Annotated in this window: 12 protein-coding genes; 7 read left to right on the plus strand and 5 right to left on the minus strand. The window is 69.0% G+C overall.

Annotation, left to right across the window (positions count from 1 at the left end):
- Positions 1-27: 27 nt before the first annotated feature.
- Complete coding sequence (locus ACTJLF_RS15115) at positions 28-1,503, minus strand: NAD(P)-binding domain-containing protein (RefSeq protein WP_440883363.1); 1,476 nt, start codon at positions 1,501-1,503, stop codon at positions 28-30.
- A 152-nt stretch (positions 1,504-1,655) separates the two neighbouring features.
- Between ACTJLF_RS15115 and ACTJLF_RS15120 the strand changes: the two genes are divergently transcribed.
- The 6 genes from ACTJLF_RS15120 to ACTJLF_RS15145 all read left to right on the plus strand — a co-directional run bounded on the left by ACTJLF_RS15120 (position 1,656) and on the right by ACTJLF_RS15145 (position 13,943).
- Positions 1,656-3,338 carry an alpha-amylase family glycosyl hydrolase gene (locus tag ACTJLF_RS15120; protein WP_132799936.1) on the plus strand — a complete coding sequence of 561 codons (1,683 nt, stop codon included), beginning with the start codon at positions 1,656-1,658 and terminating at the stop codon, positions 3,336-3,338.
- A gap of 11 nt (positions 3,339-3,349) precedes the next feature.
- Positions 3,350-5,521: a 1,4-alpha-glucan branching protein GlgB gene (gene glgB, locus ACTJLF_RS15125; protein ID WP_126184004.1), complete on the plus strand. Its 2,172-nt coding sequence runs from the start codon at positions 3,350-3,352 to the stop codon at positions 5,519-5,521.
- 856 nt (positions 5,522-6,377) lie between these two features.
- Positions 6,378-8,513, plus strand: coding sequence for a glycogen debranching protein GlgX (gene glgX, locus ACTJLF_RS15130; RefSeq protein WP_440883364.1), 2,136 nt, complete (start codon positions 6,378-6,380; stop codon positions 8,511-8,513).
- A 110-nt stretch (positions 8,514-8,623) separates the two neighbouring features.
- Complete coding sequence (glgC, locus tag ACTJLF_RS15135) at positions 8,624-9,946, plus strand: glucose-1-phosphate adenylyltransferase (RefSeq protein ID WP_126184006.1); 1,323 nt, start codon at positions 8,624-8,626, stop codon at positions 9,944-9,946.
- 23 nt (positions 9,947-9,969) lie between these two features.
- On the plus strand, positions 9,970-11,463 hold the full coding sequence (gene glgA / locus ACTJLF_RS15140) for a glycogen synthase GlgA (protein ID WP_019655582.1): 1,494 nt from the start codon (positions 9,970-9,972) through the stop codon (positions 11,461-11,463).
- Complete coding sequence (locus tag ACTJLF_RS15145; protein WP_126184007.1) at positions 11,460-13,943, plus strand: glycogen/starch/alpha-glucan phosphorylase; 2,484 nt, start codon at positions 11,460-11,462, stop codon at positions 13,941-13,943. Before glgA ends, ACTJLF_RS15145 begins: the two co-directional genes overlap by 4 nt.
- Before the next feature lie 104 nt (positions 13,944-14,047).
- Here the strand turns inward: ACTJLF_RS15145 and ACTJLF_RS15150 are convergent, their stop codons facing one another.
- The 4 genes from ACTJLF_RS15150 to ACTJLF_RS15165 all read right to left on the minus strand — a co-directional run bounded on the left by ACTJLF_RS15150 (position 14,048) and on the right by ACTJLF_RS15165 (position 16,815).
- Positions 14,048-14,521, minus strand: a complete 474-nt coding sequence (locus ACTJLF_RS15150) for an ExbD/TolR family protein (RefSeq protein WP_132799947.1) — start codon at positions 14,519-14,521, stop codon at positions 14,048-14,050.
- Positions 14,522-14,545: 24 nt separating this feature from the next.
- Positions 14,546-15,241: a MotA/TolQ/ExbB proton channel family protein gene (locus tag ACTJLF_RS15155; RefSeq protein ID WP_126184008.1), complete on the minus strand. Its 696-nt coding sequence runs from the start codon at positions 15,239-15,241 to the stop codon at positions 14,546-14,548.
- A gap of 27 nt (positions 15,242-15,268) precedes the next feature.
- Complete coding sequence (dapB, locus tag ACTJLF_RS15160) at positions 15,269-16,114, minus strand: 4-hydroxy-tetrahydrodipicolinate reductase (protein WP_019655578.1); 846 nt, start codon at positions 16,112-16,114, stop codon at positions 15,269-15,271.
- 134 nt (positions 16,115-16,248) lie between these two features.
- Complete coding sequence (locus ACTJLF_RS15165) at positions 16,249-16,815, minus strand: outer membrane protein assembly factor BamE (protein WP_019655577.1); 567 nt, start codon at positions 16,813-16,815, stop codon at positions 16,249-16,251.
- Between the two features lie 94 nt (positions 16,816-16,909).
- Here ACTJLF_RS15165 and fur point away from each other — a divergent pair, with 94 nt between their 5' ends.
- The gene (gene fur / locus ACTJLF_RS15170) at positions 16,910-17,329 is read left to right on the plus strand and encodes a ferric iron uptake transcriptional regulator (RefSeq protein ID WP_019655576.1); all 420 of its coding nucleotides are present in this window, start codon (positions 16,910-16,912) and stop codon (positions 17,327-17,329) included.
- Positions 17,330-17,367 lie beyond the last annotated feature (38 nt).

Consider the following 17,367-nt stretch of genomic DNA (forward strand, 5'->3'; position numbering starts at 1 on the left):
GTCTTTTATCGGTCTCTTGTCGGCTTCTCATCGATTTCTCTCCTGTGGCGGCAGCGCGGGCGTCCATTCGTCGCCGAAGAGTTCGGGCTCCGCGAACTCCTGGAGGTAGGCCCAGTGCTGGTCGAAGTCCTCGCGGTAGAAGAGGCTCGCGATGCCGCTGGCCAGTCGCTTTGCGCCATCGCTGATGGCGGGAATGTCGCCCGACACCGTGCCGTGCGAGAGCGCCGCCGGATAGCAGAAGCAGTGGATGCGTGCGAGCCCCGGGCATTCGCCGGGCGAGCGCTCCTTGAACTCGAAGGCGGGGCCGAGGTCGGGGGAATCGGCCAGTTCCTGGTCTTCGTCGCCGGTGGCGGGCGTGAAGCGGTCCTTCCAGGTGCGCACGTGGGGCGCGATGGCGGCGAACTCGGGGCGGTTCGGCCAGTCGACCTTGAAGCCGGTGGAGACGATCAGGAAGTCGAATTCGAAATCGCCCCTGGGCGTCGACACCACCATGCCCTCGCCCTTCGGTTCGACCGACAGCACCGGGCAGCCGAAGTTGAAGAAGGCATTGGGATGGCGCGACACCCGCAGCGTGCTGCCGTGCGGCGGCGGCACGTTCAATACGTTGATGTAGTGGCGGATGCGCCACTTGAGTTCGTCGGGCAGGTCGTAGTGCCCCTGCGTGAGGCCAGGCACGCCCGCGCCCTTGCCCTTGTTGACGCGCGGCAGGTCGGGGCGGCGGATCAGCAGCTCGACGCTGTGGGCGCCGGCTTCGAGCGCGGTGGCGGCGCTGTCCATGGCCGAGGAGCCCGCGCCGATCACGCCCACGCGCAGGCCCCTGAGCCGGCCGTAGTCCATCACGTCGGAGGAATGCGCCCATTTCGAGCGCGGCAGGGCGTTCACGAAGGCCGGCACCGCCGGGCCGCCGAGGCCGTCGCGCCCGGTGGCCAGCACCAGGCGGCGCGCCAGCACGCTGCTGCTGCGTTCGCCATCGCCGGAGCGCAGTTCGAGGCGCACGCCGGCCGCGTCGGGCAGGGGCTGCACGGCGGTCACGGCCATGCCGTTGCGCACGTCCACGTTCATCACGCGGCGGTACCAGACGAGGTAGTCCATCCACTGCAGGCGCGGGATCTTGTCCAGCGCGGTCCAGGCCTCCAGCCCGAACTGGGCCTCGAACCAGGCGCGGAAGGTGAGCGCGGGCAGGCCCAGCGCGGGCCCGGTGAGCTCCTTGGGCGAGCGCAGCGTCTCCATGCGGGCCGTGGTGGCCCAGGGGCCTTCGCTGCCGGCTGGCGAGCGGTCGAAGATCACGGCGCGGATGCCCAGCTGTGCCAGCGCCACCGAGGCGGCGAGGCCGGCCTGCCCGCCGCCGATGATGGCCACGTCGATCATGGTTTCGCCGCCGGCGGCCTGCCGAGCGGGCATCCAGTTGCGGGCGGGCCAGCCGAGGTAGGCGAGGTCCTGGGCGAGCCGGGCCTCGAGCGCGGCCAGGGAGGAAGGTGGGGAAACGGAATCGGGAATCGTCATTTTGAAAACCGGGAACGGCGCCCAGTGTAGAAAGCTTCGCGAAGCCCCACGCCGCGCTGCGCCGCCCCGCATGGCCGCCCAACCGGCAGCATCACCGGCCCCACTGGCCCGGATTTCGCATGCCACAATGATTTCAGACCACAGGGACCGGCATGGCCAGCAGCAAAACCGACGGCAGCAACAGCGAATGGTGGCGCGGCGCGGTGATCTACCAGATCTACCCGCGCAGCTTCATGGACAGCAATGGCGACGGCATCGGCGACCTGCCGGGCATCACGTCCCGGCTGGAGCACGTGGCCAGCCTCGGCGTCGATGCGATCTGGGTGTCGCCCTTCTTCCGCTCGCCGATGAAGGACTTCGGCTACGACGTGTCCGACTACCGCGCGGTCGATCCGCTCTTCGGCACGCTGGCCGACTTCGACGCCATGCTGGCGCGCATGCACGAGCTGGGCCTGAAGCTGGTCATCGACCAGGTGCTCTCGCACACCTCCGACCAGCACGCCTGGTTCGCCGAAAGCCGCAGCTCGCGAGACAACCCCAAGGCCGACTGGTACGTCTGGGCCGACCCCAAGCCCGACGGCACGCCGCCGACCAACTGGCTGTCGGTGTTCGGCGGCCCGGCCTGGCAGTGGGACTCGCGCCGTCGCCAGTACTACCTGCACAGCTTCCTGGCCGAACAGCCCGACCTGAACTTCCATTGCCCCGAAGTGCAGGAGGCGCTGCTGGGCGAGGTGCGCTTCTGGTGCGAGCGCGGGGTGGACGGCTTCCGCTTCGACGCCTGCAACCACCAGTTCCACGACGCGCTGCTGCGCGACAACCCGCCGGCCACGCTGGCCTCCATCGGCGAAGTCAGCACGGTGCGCGCCGACAACCCGTACGCGATGCAGCAGCACCTGTACGACAAGAGCCAGCACGAGAACCTGGCGTTCCTCGAAGGGCTGCGCCGGCTGCTCGACGAATATGGCGCGGTGGCGCTGGGCGAGGTCGGCGACGAGAACGCGCCGCCGGTCATGGCCCAGTACACCGAGCTCGGCAAGCGCCTGCACCTGGCCTACAGCTTCAGCCTGCTGACGGCCGACCACAGCCCCGCGCACCTGCGCCACCAGGTCGAGGCGCTCGACACCGCGCTCGCGCACACCGGCGGCTGGGGCTGCTGGGCGATCTCGAACCACGACGTGCCGCGCGTCGCCACCCGCTGGAGCGGCGGCGGCGCGCCCGACACCCGCCGCGACCGGCTCTGGCTTGCGCTGCTGCTCTCGCTGCGCGGCAGCGCCAGCATCTACCAGGGCGAGGAACTGGGCCTGCCCGAGGCCGAGGTGCCCTTCGAGCTGCTGCAGGACCCGTACGGCCGCGCCTTCTGGCCCGAGTTCAAGGGCCGCGACGGCTGCCGCACGCCCATGCCCTGGACCCCTGAAGCACCCGACGGCGGTTTCACCACCGGCACGCCCTGGCTGCCGGTGTACGGCCCGCACCTGCCGCTGGCCATCGAGCGCCAGGCCGCCGACCCCGACTCGATGCTCGCCTTCAGCCGCACCCTGCTGCACTGGCGGCGCACCCAGCCGCTGCTGCGCACCGGCGCCATCCGCTTCTTCGACACGCCGGCGCCGCAGCTGCTGCACTTCGAGCGGCACGGCGACGGCGCTTCGTCGATGCAGGCGATCTTCAACTTCGGCGGCGAGCCGGCAGCGATACCGCTGCCCCACGGCATTGCTCCTGTTGTCGGACAGCCGCTGGCGGAGACATCCGTCATCCACACCGCGGACGGAAAGCGCATGCTGCAGCTGGCGCCGTACGGCGTATTCTTCGGCGCGCCCGCCGGCGAAGAACCCAGCTGAGCCCATCCAACATGCCCGTCAAGCCCCTTCCGGAGTCCGAAATCCACGCGCTGATGCGCGCCGAGCACGGCGACCCGTTCGCCGTACTCGGTCCGCACGAGACGCCCGAGGGCCTGGTCGTGCGCGCCCTGCTGCCCGGCGCGCAGCACGTGGCGGTGGTGCATTCGCGCACCGGCTGGCCGCTGTCGATACTCACGCGCCATCCCGAATCCGACCTCTTCAGCGGCCTCGTGCCCGCCGCGGAGGCCCGCATGGGCTATTCGTTCCAGGTCGACTGGGACACCCACACCTCGCGGCTCGAAGACCCCTACCGTTTCTCCTTCGTGCTCGGCGAGACCGACGTGTGGCTGCTGGCCGAGGGCACGCACCTGCGGCCGTGGGAGCGGCTGGGCGCGCACCTGCGCGAGATCGACGGCGTGAAGGGCGTGGCCTTCGCGGTCTGGGCGCCGAACGCGAAGCGCGTGTCGGTGGTCGGCAGCTTCAACAACTGGGACGGCCGGCGCCACATGATGCGGCTGCGCCGCGAGTGCGGCGTGTGGGAGATCTTCGCGCCGCACGTGTCCGTGGGCGACAGCTACGAATTCGAGATCCTGTCTGCGCAGGGCGAAGTGCTGCGCAAGGCCGACCCCTTCGCCTTCTCGGCGCAGCTGCGCCCCGACACCGCCTGCGTAGTGCAGCCCCTGCCCGCGCCGGTGAAGATGCCCGAGGGCCGCGCCGCCGCCAACGGACGCGACGCGCCCATCAGCATCTACGAAGTGCACCTGGGCTCGTGGCGCCGCAAGAACGGCCACGAGTGGCTGGACTACCGCGAGCTGGCCGACACGCTGGTGCCGTACGCGCGCGACATGGGCTTCACGCACATCGAGCTGCTGCCCGTGAGCGAACACCCCTTCGACGGCTCGTGGGGCTACCAGCCCATCGGCCTCTATGCCCCCACCTCGCGCTTCGGCACGCCGGGCGACTTCCGCCATTTCGTCGAGGCGGCGCACGAGGCGGGGCTGGGCGTGATCCTCGACTGGGTGCCCGCGCACTTCCCCACCGACGCCCACGGCCTGGGCCGCTTCGACGGCACCGCGCTGTACGAGTACGCCGACCCGCGCGAAGGCTTCCACAACGACTGGCAGACGCTGATCTTCAACTACGCGCGCACGGAAGTCCGCAACTACCTCGTCGGCAACGCGCTGTACTGGCTGGAGCGCTACGGCGTCGACGGCCTGCGCGTGGACGCCGTGGCGTCGATGCTCTACCGCGACTACAGCCGCAAGTCGGGCGAATGGATACCCAATGCGCTCGGCGGCCGCGAGAACCTGGAGGCCATCGAATTCCTGCGCCGCATGAACCGCGTGGTCGGCATCGAGCGGCCCGGCGCAGTGACCATCGCCGAGGAATCGACCAGCTTTCCCGGCGTCACCCGCCCGCCCGAGGACGGCGGCCTGGGATTCCACTACAAGTGGAACATGGGCTGGATGAACGACACGCTGGCCTACGCCGGCACCGACCCGGTCTACCGCAAGCACCACCACCGGCAGATCACCTTCGGGCTGATGTACGCGCACAGCGAGAACTTCGTGCTGCCGCTCTCGCACGACGAAGTGGTGCACGGCAAGGGTTCGATGATCGGGCGCATGCCCGGCGACGAATGGCAGAAGTTCGCGGGACTGCGCAACCTGTACGGGTACCTCTGGGCCTATCCGGGGAAGAAGCTGCTCTTCATGGGCGGCGAGTTCGCGCAGTACGCGGAGTGGAATGCCGACCGCAGCCTTGACTGGCATCTGCTGGAGCATGCGTCGCACCAGGGGGTGCGCAGGCTGGTGCGCGACCTGAACAACGTGTATCGGCACTTTCCGGCCCTGCATGAGCTCGACCATGAGGCGAGGGGGTTCGAGTGGATCGTGCATGACGACTCGGACCAGTCGGTCTTCGCGTTCGTGCGCCGGGCTCGCGACGGGGGGTTTGTGGTGGTGGTCTGCAACTTCACGCCAGTGCCTCGGATGGGGTATCGGCTCGGTGTTCCCTCTGCGGGGGCTTACCGGGAGATCATCAATACGGATGGGGTCGTGTATGGGGGGAGCGGTGTGGGGAACGGGGTTGTCGAAAGCTCGGCTGTTGCCTGGCATGGGAAGGCGGATTCGGTTTCTGTGGATGTGCCGCCGTTGGGTACTTTGATGTGGGTGCTGGTTTGATTTTTGGGGTTGGGTTGCTTTTCGGGGGCTGCTCGTTGTTCTGGCTTCGTGAGACTCTGTTTGGCGGTTGCTTCCCAGGGCCGGGTCTCGGCCCGGCGGCCGACCTACTTTTCTTTGCTTCGCCAAAGAAACGTAGGCAAAAGAAAGGCGACCCTGCTGTCTGCGTCCCTTCGCTTCGCTACGGGCAACCTGCGGTGCTCGACGTAGGAGGGGGTCCGCAGAACTCGCTCCACTGCGTTGCGCTCAGACAGCTGCGGCCCTTGTCCCTCCTACGTCTGCGCTCCTCGGCGCAGCCAGAAGGGAGCGCCCCGTGCCATCGCTTCGCTCGGCTTCTTGAGCAGCCTGGACTGGCCTTCGCTTTGCTCGGCCAGGGATTTGGGCCGCGGGTTGATTTCGAGCCTGTGTTCTGGCTCGTTGTCTTGGGTGAGATGCTGATGCAGTCGCGGTGCACGAGACGACTCTGGGTTACCGGCACCGCTGGGTACCGCCAGCGAGCGCCCCTCGAAAAGACCCGCGGCGACCTCTCAATTCATTCCAAGCACTGCAGGCGCGCAGCGCCTGCAGTGCCTTGGAGGCCGAGCAACGCGATGGCCCGACTCTCTCCCCTCCCCTCTGGCTGCGCCGAGGAGCGCAGCGTTTCGCGGATCAGGGCTCGCCCTTGTCTGAGCGAAGCGAGTTTGGGCGAGACCCCGCGAAACGCGAGCACCGCAGGTTGCCCCGTAGCGCAGCGAAGGGGTCGCAGACAGCGGGGTCGCCTTTCTTTTGCCTACTTTTCTTTGGCGAAGCAAAGAAAAGTAGGTCGCCCGCCGGGGCGAGTCCCGGCCTCGGGAAGCAACCCCCATCGAGAGCAAGCACGATGCTGAGCCCAGGCAATCAGTACCCCCTAGGCGCAACCCCCTCGCAACAGGGCGTCAACTTCGCAATAGCAGCCCCCACAGCAGAAGCCGTAGACCTCTGCATCTTCGACACCACAGGCAAGAACGAACAACAACGCCTGCGCCTCCCCACCTGCACAGACGGCATCTGGCACGGCCACCTGCCCAGCGGCAAGCCAGGCCTCGTCTACGGCTACCGAGTCCACGGCCCCTGGAACCCGGGAGCAGGCCAGCGCTTCAACCCGTCGAAGCTGCTCCTGGACCCCTACGCCCGCGAAATCGCAGGCACCTACGACGGCAGCGACCTCTTCCTCGGCCACGACCCGGCGCATCCCGAAAAGCGGGACACCCGAGACAACGCCGCCATCGCCCTCAAGGCCCGGGTAGCGACTCCCCGCCCCTTCGCACCACCGGGCCACGCCCGCATCGCAGCAGGCGACCGCGTCCTCTACGAACTCCACGTCAAGGGCCAGACCAAGCTCAACCCCGCGGTTCCCGCACCGCTGCGCGGCACCTACTCCGGCCTCGCCGAGCCCGCCGTGCTCGACCACCTGCAGCGCCTGGGCGTCACCACGCTGAGCCTCATGCCCGTGCAGCACCGTGCCGACGAGCCCCGCCTGCTGCGCATGGGCCTGAGCAACTACTGGGGCTACAACACCATCGGCTGGTTCGCGCCCGAGGCCCGCTACTGGAGCGGTCGCCCCGGCACCACGCCCGCGGGCGAGTTCCGCGCGATGGCCGACGCGATCCACGCGCGCGGCATGGAGCTGGTGATCGACGTGGTCTACAACCACAGCGCCGAGAGCGACGAGCTCGGCCCGACGCTGTCGATGCGCGGCATCGACAACGCGCTCCACTACCACCTGCGCGAAGACGACCGCTCGCTCTACGAGAACTGGGCCGGCACCGGCAACTGCCTGAACCTCGGCGAGCCGCGCGTGCTGCAGCTGGTGATGGACAGCCTGCGCTTCTGGGCCTGCGAGATGGGCGTCGACGGTTTCCGCTTCGATCTCGCCCCGGTGCTCGGGCGCGCCGACGCACAGCGCGGCTTCGATGCGCGAGCGCCCTTCTTCGCCGCCATCGCGCAGGACCCGGTGCTGTCGCGCACGCTGCTGATCGCCGAACCCTGGGACATCGGCCCCGACGGCTACCGCCTCGGCGGGTTCCCGCCGGGCTGGCTCGAATGGAACGACCGCTACCGCGACACGCAGCGCGGCTTCTGGCTGCGGCAGGCGCATGCCGATGACCGCGCCGGGCTCGGCGGCTTCGCGCATCGCTTCACGGCCTCCAGCACCGAGTTCGCGCACCGTGGCCGCGCGCCGACGGCCACCGTCAACTTCATCACCGCGCACGACGGCTTCACGCTGCGCGACCTGGTGAGCTACGACGAACGCCACAACCTCGCCAACGGCGAGGACAACCGCGACGGCCACGGCCACAACCTCAGCAACAACTGCGGCGTCGAGGGGCCGAGCGACGACCCCGCGGTGCTGGCCATGCGCACGCGGCTGCAGCGGGCGCTGCTCGCCACGCTGATGCTGTCGCAGGGCACGCCGATGCTGCTGGCCGGCGACGAACTCGGCCACAGCCAGAAGGGCAACAACAACGCCTACTGCCAGGACAACGACACCACCTGGCTCGCCTGGATCGGCACCTCCGCCCCCGGCAGCGACGCGGCCGTGCTGAGCGCCTTCGTCGCGCGTCTGGCCGCGCTGCGCCGCGAGGCCCCTCCCCTGCGCAGCACGCACTGGTGGCCGGCCGAAGCGCCGCCCGACGGCTCGTGCCCCCGCATCCGCTGGCTGCGCCCCGACGGCGAACCGATGATGCCCGACGACTGGAACGGCACGGGCACGGCCCTTGCAATCCACTTCGTCGATGGGACAACAACGACGACGACAACCGCAACGACAACCTCGACGACAGCGCAGGCCGGCGATGCGAGCTCATGGCTGGTGATGGTGAACGCCGGGCCGCAGGCCGTGTCGTTCACGCTGCCGCCGGGCGCGTGGCGTCTCTGCCTGGGCACCGATCCGCAGGCGGACCCGGGCGACCACCCCCAGGCGCTGGACGGTACTGTGCAAGTGCCTTTCTCGAGCATCGGGCTTGCAAGAACGTAGAAGCCAGCCGCCCGGCACGGTGCTAGTCTCGATGCAGAAGAAACTCTGAATCACGGCGCATTCCGGCCCGGCGAACACCCAACGAACGAACAAACGAACGGAGACTCAGGATGGACAAGCCCACACCGCCAGCGCTGCCTTCGCAGCCGCAACAGCAAGAGCTTCAGGCCCACCAGCTGGTACGTCGCACCATCGCCCTGGTGCTGGCCGGCGGGCGCGGCTCCCGCCTCAAGCAGCTGACCGACCGGCGCGCCAAGCCGGCGGTGTACTTCGGGGGCAAGTTCCGCATCATCGACTTCGCGCTGTCGAACTGCCTCAACTCGGGCATCCGGCGCATGGCGGTGGTCACGCAGTACAAGTCGCACTCGCTCATGCGCCACCTGCAGCGCGGCTGGAGCTTCCTGCGCGCCGAGCTCAACGAGATGGTCGACGTGCTGCCCGCGCAGCAGCGCATGGGCGACGAGAACTGGTACCGAGGCACGGCCGACGCGGTGTTCCAGAACCTGGACATCATCCAGACCCGGTCCACCAAGCACGACTACGTGGTGGTGCTGGCCGGCGACCACATCTACAAGATGGACTACTCGCTGATGGTGAAGGACCACGCCGAGCGCGGCCTGGGCTGCACGGTCGGCTGCATCGAGGTGCCGCGCATGGAGGCCACGGCCTTCGGCGTGATGGCCGTGGACGACGACCGCCGGATCACCGAATTCCTGGAGAAGCCCGCCGACCCGCCCGCCATGCCCGGCAGACCCGACACGGCGCTGGCGAGCATGGGCATCTACGTGTTCGACTCCGAATACCTCTACCGGCTGCTCGAGGAGGACAACGCGAACCCGAACTCCAGCCACGACTTCGGCAAGGACATCATTCCCCGCGCCGTGGCCGAGGGCCGGGCGCTGGCGCATCCCTTCGGCATGTCGTGCGTCACGCGGGCCTCGCGCGGGCCGGAGGCCAAGACCTACTGGCGCGACGTGGGCACGATTGATGCATTCTGGGCAGCCAACCTCGACCTGGCCTCCATCACCCCGGAGCTCGACATCTATGACACGGACTGGCCCATCTGGACCTACCAGCGGCAGCTGCCGCCGGCCAAGTTCGTGCTCGACCGCAACGGCCACCACGGCATGACGGTCAACACCATCGTCTCGGGCGGCTGCATCGTCTCGGGCTCCAAGGTCAGCAGCTCGGTGTTGTTCTCGGGCGTGCGCGTGCATTCCTTCTGCGAGATCAACGAGGCCGTGCTGCTGCCCGACGTGGAGGTGGGCCGTGGCGCGCGGCTGAACCGCGTGGTGATCGACCGCGCCTGCGTGATCCCCGACGACATGGTGATCGGCGAGGATGCCGAGGCGGACGCCGCGCGCTTCGAGCGCACCGAGAACGGCGTCGTGCTGGTCACCCGGGAGATGCTCAAGCGCCTCGCGGCCACCTGACCCGAGAGCACCCACGGACAACGATGCGAATACTCCAGGTCAGCGCAGAACTCTTCCCCCTCCTCAAGACCGGCGGACTGGCGGACATCGCCGGCGCCCTGCCCCTGGCGCTCACCGCCGCCGGCCAGGACGCGCGCGTGCTGCTGCCGGGCTTCCCGGCCATCGTGGCCGGCGTGCGCGACCTCGCGCCGGTGGCCGCCTTCGAGGCGCCCTGGGGCGAAGGCTTCGGGCTGCGGCTCGGGCACATCGACATCGACGGAACGCCCGGCATCGCGGCCTACGTGATCGACGCGCCGGCGCTCTACGGCCGGCCCGGCAACCCCTACGAGGACGCCTCGCGCCAGCCCTACGGCGACAACCACCGCCGCTTCGCGCTGCTCGGATGGGCGGCTGCGCAGCTGGCGCAGGGCCTCGATCCACAGTGGCAGCCCGAGGTCGTGCACGCGCACGACTGGCATGCCGCGCTCGCGCCGGCCTACCTGCACTTCGCGCGGCAGTCCGGCGCGCCGCACGTGGGCAGCGTCTTCACCGTGCACAACCTGGCCTACCAGGGCATCTTCGCGCCCTGGCACTTCGCGGAGCTCGGCCTGCCGGGCAGCGCGTTCCAGATGGACGGCCTCGAGTACCACGGCCAGATCTCGTTCATGAAGGGCGGCCTGTACTTCGCCGACCGGCTCACCACCGTGAGCCCGACCTACGCGCTGGAGATCCAGACGCCCGAGCAGGGCTGCGGGCTCGACGGCCTGCTGCGCCAGCGCAGCGCAGCCTTGAGCGGCATCCTCAACGCGGTCGACGACAAGGTCTGGAACCCCGCCGCCGACGCCGCGCTGGTGCAGGGCTACCACACGCCCGAAGGCCGCCACATGGCGGGCAAGGCGCGCTGCAAGTCGGTGCTGCAGCACCAGTTGGGCCTGGCCGAGCGGCCGGACGCGCCGCTCTTCATCGTCGTGAGCCGGCTCACCGAGCAGAAGGGCCTGCACCTGGTGCTCGGCGGGCTCGACGCGCTGCTCGCCCAGGGCGGGCAGCTCGCGCTGCTGGGCAGCGGCGAGGCCTGGCTGGAGGAAGCCTTCCGCCAGCGCGCGGCGGCCGCGCCGCAGTCGGTGGCCGTGACCATCGGCTACAACGAGACGCTGGCCCACCAGATGTTCGGCGCCGGCGACGTGACGCTGGTGCCCTCGCTCTTCGAACCCTGCGGCCTCACGCAGATGTACGGCCTCAAGTACGGCGCGCTGCCGCTGGTGCGACGCGTCGGCGGGCTGGCCGACACGGTGGTCGACAGCTCGCTGGAAGACCTCGCCAGCGGCGAGGCCACCGGCTTCGTGTTCGACCGCTTCGACGCCGCGGATTACGCCCGCGCGCTGCGCCGCGCCTTCGCGCTCTACGACCGCGGCCCCGACTGGCGCCGCGTGCGCGGCAACGCCATGCGCCGGCCGGCCGACTGGGCCACGGCCGCCGCGCAATACATCGACGTGTACCGGCAAAGCATCAAACAACCCTCTTCCGGGAGTGCCCCATGACGATCAAGGACTTCGCCTACGACCACCCCGACCGCGACGTCGCGGCCTTCAAGCGCGCGGTGGCCAACAAGCTGATCTACGCGGTCGGCAAGGACCCCGTCGCCGCCAGCCAGGACGACTGGCTCAACGCCACCTCGCAGGCGGTGCGCGACCAGCTGGTCGAGCGCTGGATGATGACCACGCGCGCCAACTACGCCCAGGACCTGAAGCGCGTCTACTACCTGTCGATGGAGTTCCTGATCGGGCGCACCTTCACCAACGCGCTGCTGGCGGTGGACCTGTACGACACCGTGCGCGAGGCGCTGGCCGACTTCGGCGTGGACATGGCGGCGCTGTCCGAGCGCGAACCCGACGCGGCGCTGGGCAACGGCGGCCTGGGCCGGCTGGCGGCCTGCTTCCTCGACTCGATGGCCACGCTGGGCGTGCCGGGCATGGGCTACGGCATCCGCTACGAGTACGGCATGTTCCGCCAGCGCATCGTCGACGGCCAGCAGGTGGAGACTCCCGACTACTGGCTCACGCGCGGCAACCCGTGGGAGTTCCAGCGGCCCGAGGTGAACTACCGCGTGCGCTTCGGCGGCCACGTGCAGAAGCGCGAAGGCGCCAGCGCCGCATCGGGCGCGGCCGACTGGGTCGACACGCACGACGTGCTGGCGGTGGCCTACGACACCATCATCCCCGGCTACGGCACGCAGGCCACCAACACGCTGCGGCTGTGGTCGGCTCGCGCCACCGAGGAGATCGACCTCTCGGCCTTCAACCGCGGCAACTACATGCAGGCGGTGGAGAGCAAGAACCACTCGGAGAACGTCTCGCGCGTGCTCTACCCCGACGACTCCACGCCCTCGGGCCGCGAGCTGCGACTGCACCAGGAGTACTTCTTCTGCAGCGCCAGCGTGCAGGACCTGCTGCGCCGCTACCTGCGCAACCACAAGACCTTCGACCAGCTCTCCGAGAAGGTCAGCATTCACCTGAACGACACGCACCCGGTGCTGGCCGTGCCCGAGCTCATGCGCCTCTTGCTCGACGAGCACGGCATGCCGTGGGACGAGGCCTGGGCGCACACGCAGAAGGTGTTCAGCTACACCAACCACACGCTGATGCACGAGGCGCTGGAGACCTGGCCGGTGGAGATGCTCGGGCGCATCCTGCCGCGGCACCTGCAGATCATCTACGACATCAACGCGAGGTTCCTCGCCACGGTGACGCAGAAGGTGGGCAACGACGTGGACCTGATGCGCCGCCTCTCGCTGGTCGACGAGACCGGCGAGCGCCGCGTGCGCATGGCCTACGTGGCGGTGCTCGCGAGCCACTCGGTCAACGGCGTGTCGGGGCTGCACTCGGAGCTGATGAAGCAGTCGATCTTCTCGGACTTCGCGAAGATCTTTCCCGAGCGCTTCAACAACAAGACCAACGGCGTCACGCCCAGGCGCTGGCTGGCGCAGGCCAACCCGCCGCTGGCGGCGCTGCTCGACCAGCGCATCGGCAAGGGCTGGCGGCGCGACCTCTCGCAGCTGGAGGCGCTCAGGCCCATGGCCGCGCAGCCGGCCTTCGTGCGCGCCTTCCGCCACGCCAAGCGCGAGAACAAGCTGCGGCTGGCCAACTGGGTGGAACAGCACCTGAAGATCGACATCGACACCGACGCGATGTTCGACGTGCAGGTCAAGCGCATCCACGAGTACAAGCGGCAGCTGCTCAACGTGCTGCACGTGGTGACGCGCTACCACCGCATCCTCGACGCGCAGGCCGCGGGCACGCCGATCGACATGGTGCCGCGCGTGGTGGTGTTCGCGGGCAAGGCGGCGTCGGCCTATGCGATGGCCAAGCTGGTCATCAGGCTCATCAACGACGTGGCCGCCACCATCAACGCCGACGCGCGCGTGGGCAAGCTGCTGAAGGTGGTGTTTTTGCCGAACTACAGCGTGAGCCTGGCCGAGGTCATCATGCCGGCGGCCGACCTGTCGGAGCAGATCTCCACGGCGGGCACGGAAGCATCGGGCACCGGCAACATGAAGTTCGCGCTCAATGGCGCGCTCACCATCGGCACGCTGGACGGCGCGAACGTCGAGATGCGCGAGAGCGTGGGGCCCGAGAACATCTTCATCTTCGGCAACACCGCGCCCGAGGTGGCCGACATCCGCGCACGCGGCTACCAGCCGCGCGACATCTACGAGGAGAACGCCGAACTCAAGCGCGTGCTCGACGCGATCCGCGACGGCGCCTTCTCGCCCGGCGAGCCCTCGCGCTACCAGGGCATCTACGACGCGCTGGTGAACTGGGGCGACCACTACCTGCTGCTGGCCGACTACGCGAGCTACGTGGCGAAGCAGGCGGAGGTCGACGCGCTCTACCGCGATTCGGACGCGTGGACGCGCAAGGCGATCCTCAACGTGGCGGGGATGGGGGTGTTCTCGTCGGACCGCACGATCGCGCAGTACGCGCACGAGATCTGGCGTACGAAGCCTGTGGTACTTGGCTAACCCCCAGGCTTGCCCACTTCGTGGGGCCGCCCACCCCCTTGCTGGGGGCGACACCTGCGGCCCGGCAAAGCCGGTTCCGCGGTGTCCACGAAAAAAGAGTCAGATCAGCGAGGCAGCTTCTGCGGCGCCGGCTCAGCTTCGGTCACGAAGCCGATGCGGCTGAGCCCCGCCTTGTTCGCGATACCCATCAGCGCCACCACCTTGCCGTAAGGCACGGTCTGGTCGGCGCGCAGCTGCACCTCTGTGTCCTTGCTGTCCGCAGCGGCCTTCTCGAGTTGCTGCGCCAGTTCCTCGTCGGTCACGGCCTTGTCGTTGAGGAAGACCTTGCCCGAGGCGTCGACCGACAGGCTCACGAACTTGGGTGCGTCGTTGGGCTGGCCGGCGTCGGTCTGCGGCAGGTCGAGCTTGATCGAGCTGGCCATGAGCGGGGCGGTGATGATGAAGATCACCAGCAGCACCAGCATCACGTCGACCAGCGGCGTGACGTTGATGTCGGACAGCGGCCGCTGCGCTCCGCCGCCCATGGCGCGTCCGCCTCCGCCGGCGGCGCTGCCAAGTGATGTGCGACCGAAGGCCATGGTGGTGTGCCTCGCCGTGTCGGGCTAGACCGGCATCGGCCGCGCGGGCGGCGGCGCGGCAGGCGCCGGCGCAGCGCCGAAGCTGCCCAGCAGGTCGTGCGCGAAGCCTTCGAGCTCGGCTTCGATGCGGCCGATGACGCGGCCGAAGACGTTGTAGGCCAGCACGGCCGGGATGGCCACCGCGAGGCCGAAGGCCGTCATGATGAGCGCCTCGCCGACCGGGCCCGCCACCTTGTCGATGGTGAAGCCGCCGGTCTGGCCGGCGATGCCCGTCAGCGCGCCGTAGATGCCCCAGACCGTGCCCAGCAGCCCCACGAAGGGCGCGGTGGCGCCGACGGTGGCCAGCAGGATCTGCCCCGCCTGCAGCCGGCGCAGCGCACCGTGCAGGGCGTCGCGCAGCACGCGCGTCAGGCGCTGGTTGCGGTCGACCGCGGCACCCAGCGTGCCGGCCGGCTCGCCTGCGGCCACGCTGCGGATGGCGGAGACGGCGGGCGACACCAGCGTGGCGCGGTCGAAGGCCTTGAGCTTGTGCTCGGCGTCGGCCAGCGTGGACGACTGCCAGAACGCCGCGATGCTGCGCAGCACGTCGCGCGTGCCGCCGCGCAGCAGCCATGCCTTCCAGAGGATGATGACCCAGCTCGCGATCGACATCGCGAGCAGCAGCGCGGCCACCGAACGGCTGACGCCGTCACCGTGGGCCAGCAGTTCGAGCACGCTCATCGGCGGTCCTTGGTGGGTGCCGCGCGCTCAGCGAAGACCGAGCACGTCGTACATGTCGAACAGGCCTGCACGCTGGCCGGCCAGGAAGCGCACCGCGCGCAGGCTGCCCTGGGCGTAGGTGGTGCGGCTCGACGACTTGTGGGTGATCTCGATGCGCTCGCCGGTGCCGGCGAACAGCACGGTGTGGTCGCCCACGATGTCGCCGCCGCGGATGGCCGAGAAGCCGATGGTGGACGGGTCGCGCTCGCCGGTGATGCCTTCGCGGGCGTACACCGCGCAGTCCTTGAGGTCGCGGCCCAGCGCGTCGGCGATGACCTCGCCCATCTTGAGCGCGGTGCCCGAGGGCGCGTCGACCTTGTGGCGGTGGTGCGCCTCGATGATCTCGATGTCGTAGCCCGTCGCCATGGCCTTGGCCGCCATCTCCAGCAGCTTGAAGGTGACGTTGACGCCCACGCTCATGTTGGGGGCCATCATGATCGCGATGTCCTTCGCGATCTCGGCGATCTCGGCCTTCTGCGCGTCGCTGAAGCCGGTGGTGCCGATCACGGCCTGCACGCCCAGTTCGCGGCAGACCGCGAGATGCGCGAGCGTGCCTTCGGGGCGGGTGAAGTCGATGAGCACCTGCGCGTCCTTCAGGCCGGCGCGCAGGTCGGACACGATGGACACGCCGCTGTCGAAGCCCAGGAAGGCACCGGCATCGGTGCCGAGCGCCGGGCTGCCGGCGATGTCGAGTGCGCCGGCCAGGCGCATGTCGGGCGCGTTGCGCACGGCCTCGATCAGCATGTGGCCCATGCGGCCCGAAGCCCCGGCGATGGCGACGCGGCGCGGCTCGGAGGCGGAATTGGTGGCGGGGGTGGAGGTGGATTCGGTCACGCGGATTCAGTCAGTCTTCGAGGATTTTCGAAACGGCCCGAGGCGGTGAGGAACGGCCGGGGAACATCGATCGACACGAACGAAACGGACCGGCTCGGCGGCACCGCCCGCTGCCGCCGATGACCCTGGCGCGCTCAGCGCGTCGCTTCGAGCGGGGGGTAGGCGGCCGGCAGCGGCGGCAGCGAAGCCGACGCGGAAGCCTTGTCGGCATCGGCTTTCTTCTCGCCGTCCTTGGGCGCGTATTTCTTGAGGTCGTCTTCCGAGGCCTCGAGCGTGGGCACCTTGCCGGATTTCTTGCGGGTGTCGAGCGTGGCGACGAACTCTTCCTCGCTGGGCATCTCGTCGCCCTCGAAGCGGTCGAGCAGCTCGCCGTTGAAGAACACCGTGAGGTGGCGCTCCTGCGGGTCGACGCCCTGGCGGCGGATGGTGAAGACGTAGTCCCAGCGGTTGGCGTGGAAGACGTCGTTCAGCAGCGAGGTCCCGAGGATTTCCCGCACCTGCTGGCGGGACATTCCTGGCTTGAGCGCCGCGACCTGTTCCTTCGACACGAAATTGCCCTGAACCACCTCGACTTTGTAGGGGGTTACGGCAGCCAGCGCGCCACGCGTGCGCTCGGTGAAACCGCTGCAGGCACCGAGGCCGAGCGTCGCCGCGACGGCGGCAGCCAGCAGCCAGGGCCGGCGTTGGAAGATGGCAGGCATGGGAGGAAAAAGGGTAGCGATATGATCGGCCATTGTAGCGGCTGGCCTTTTCGGGGCCTTTCGCCGCGGCCCCGCCAGGGGCGCAGGAACCACCATGGCCAACATCGACGAACTCAAGAACACCGGCCTCAAGGCCACCCTGCCGCGCCTGAAGATCCTGGAGATCTTCCAGACCGGCAGCCAGCGGCACATGACGGCGGAAGACGTGTTCCGCGTGCTGCTGAACGAACATTCCGACATCGGGCTGGCCACCGTCTACCGGGTGCTGACGCAGTTCGAGCAGGCCGGCATCCTGGAGCGCAGCCACTTCGAGAGCGGCAAGGCGGTCTACGAGCTGAACGAAGGCACGCACCACGACCACCTGATCTGCACCTCCTGCGGCAAGGTCGAGGAGTTCTACGACGCCGAGATCGAGCGCCGCCAGCAGATGATCGCCAAGGACAAGGGCTGGATCCTGCAGGACCATGCCATGTCGCTTTACGGCTTGTGCGGGGACTGCGCCAAGAAGCGCTGACGGAAAACAGGAAAAGCGGCCCGGCGGTGGCCGCATTC

This window comes from Variovorax sp. 22077 (assembly GCF_052044195.1).
GTDB lineage: Bacteria > Pseudomonadota > Gammaproteobacteria > Burkholderiales > Burkholderiaceae_C > Variovorax > Variovorax atrisoli.

Excerpts from the sequence above, each read along its gene's own strand:
- ACTJLF_RS15115 (WP_440883363.1), bottom strand. The coding sequence starts at position 1,503 with ATGACGATTCCCGATTCCGTTTCCCCACCTTCCTCCCTGGCCGCGCTC.
- ACTJLF_RS15150 (WP_132799947.1), bottom strand. The coding sequence starts at position 14,521 with ATGGCCTTCGGTCGCACATCACTTGGCAGCGCCGCCGGCGGAGGCGGA.
- glgC (WP_126184006.1), top strand. The coding sequence starts at position 8,624 with ATGGACAAGCCCACACCGCCAGCGCTGCCTTCGCAGCCGCAACAGCAA.
- ACTJLF_RS15165 (WP_019655577.1), bottom strand. The coding sequence starts at position 16,815 with ATGCCTGCCATCTTCCAACGCCGGCCCTGGCTGCTGGCTGCCGCCGTC.
- ACTJLF_RS15145 (WP_126184007.1), top strand. The coding sequence starts at position 11,460 with ATGACGATCAAGGACTTCGCCTACGACCACCCCGACCGCGACGTCGCG.
- ACTJLF_RS15155 (WP_126184008.1), bottom strand. The coding sequence starts at position 15,241 with ATGAGCGTGCTCGAACTGCTGGCCCACGGTGACGGCGTCAGCCGTTCG.
- ACTJLF_RS15120 (WP_132799936.1), top strand. The coding sequence starts at position 1,656 with ATGGCCAGCAGCAAAACCGACGGCAGCAACAGCGAATGGTGGCGCGGC.
- glgX (WP_440883364.1), top strand. The coding sequence starts at position 6,378 with ATGCTGAGCCCAGGCAATCAGTACCCCCTAGGCGCAACCCCCTCGCAA.
- glgA (WP_019655582.1), top strand. The coding sequence starts at position 9,970 with ATGCGAATACTCCAGGTCAGCGCAGAACTCTTCCCCCTCCTCAAGACC.
- glgB (WP_126184004.1), top strand. The coding sequence starts at position 3,350 with ATGCCCGTCAAGCCCCTTCCGGAGTCCGAAATCCACGCGCTGATGCGC.
- fur (WP_019655576.1), top strand. The coding sequence starts at position 16,910 with ATGGCCAACATCGACGAACTCAAGAACACCGGCCTCAAGGCCACCCTG.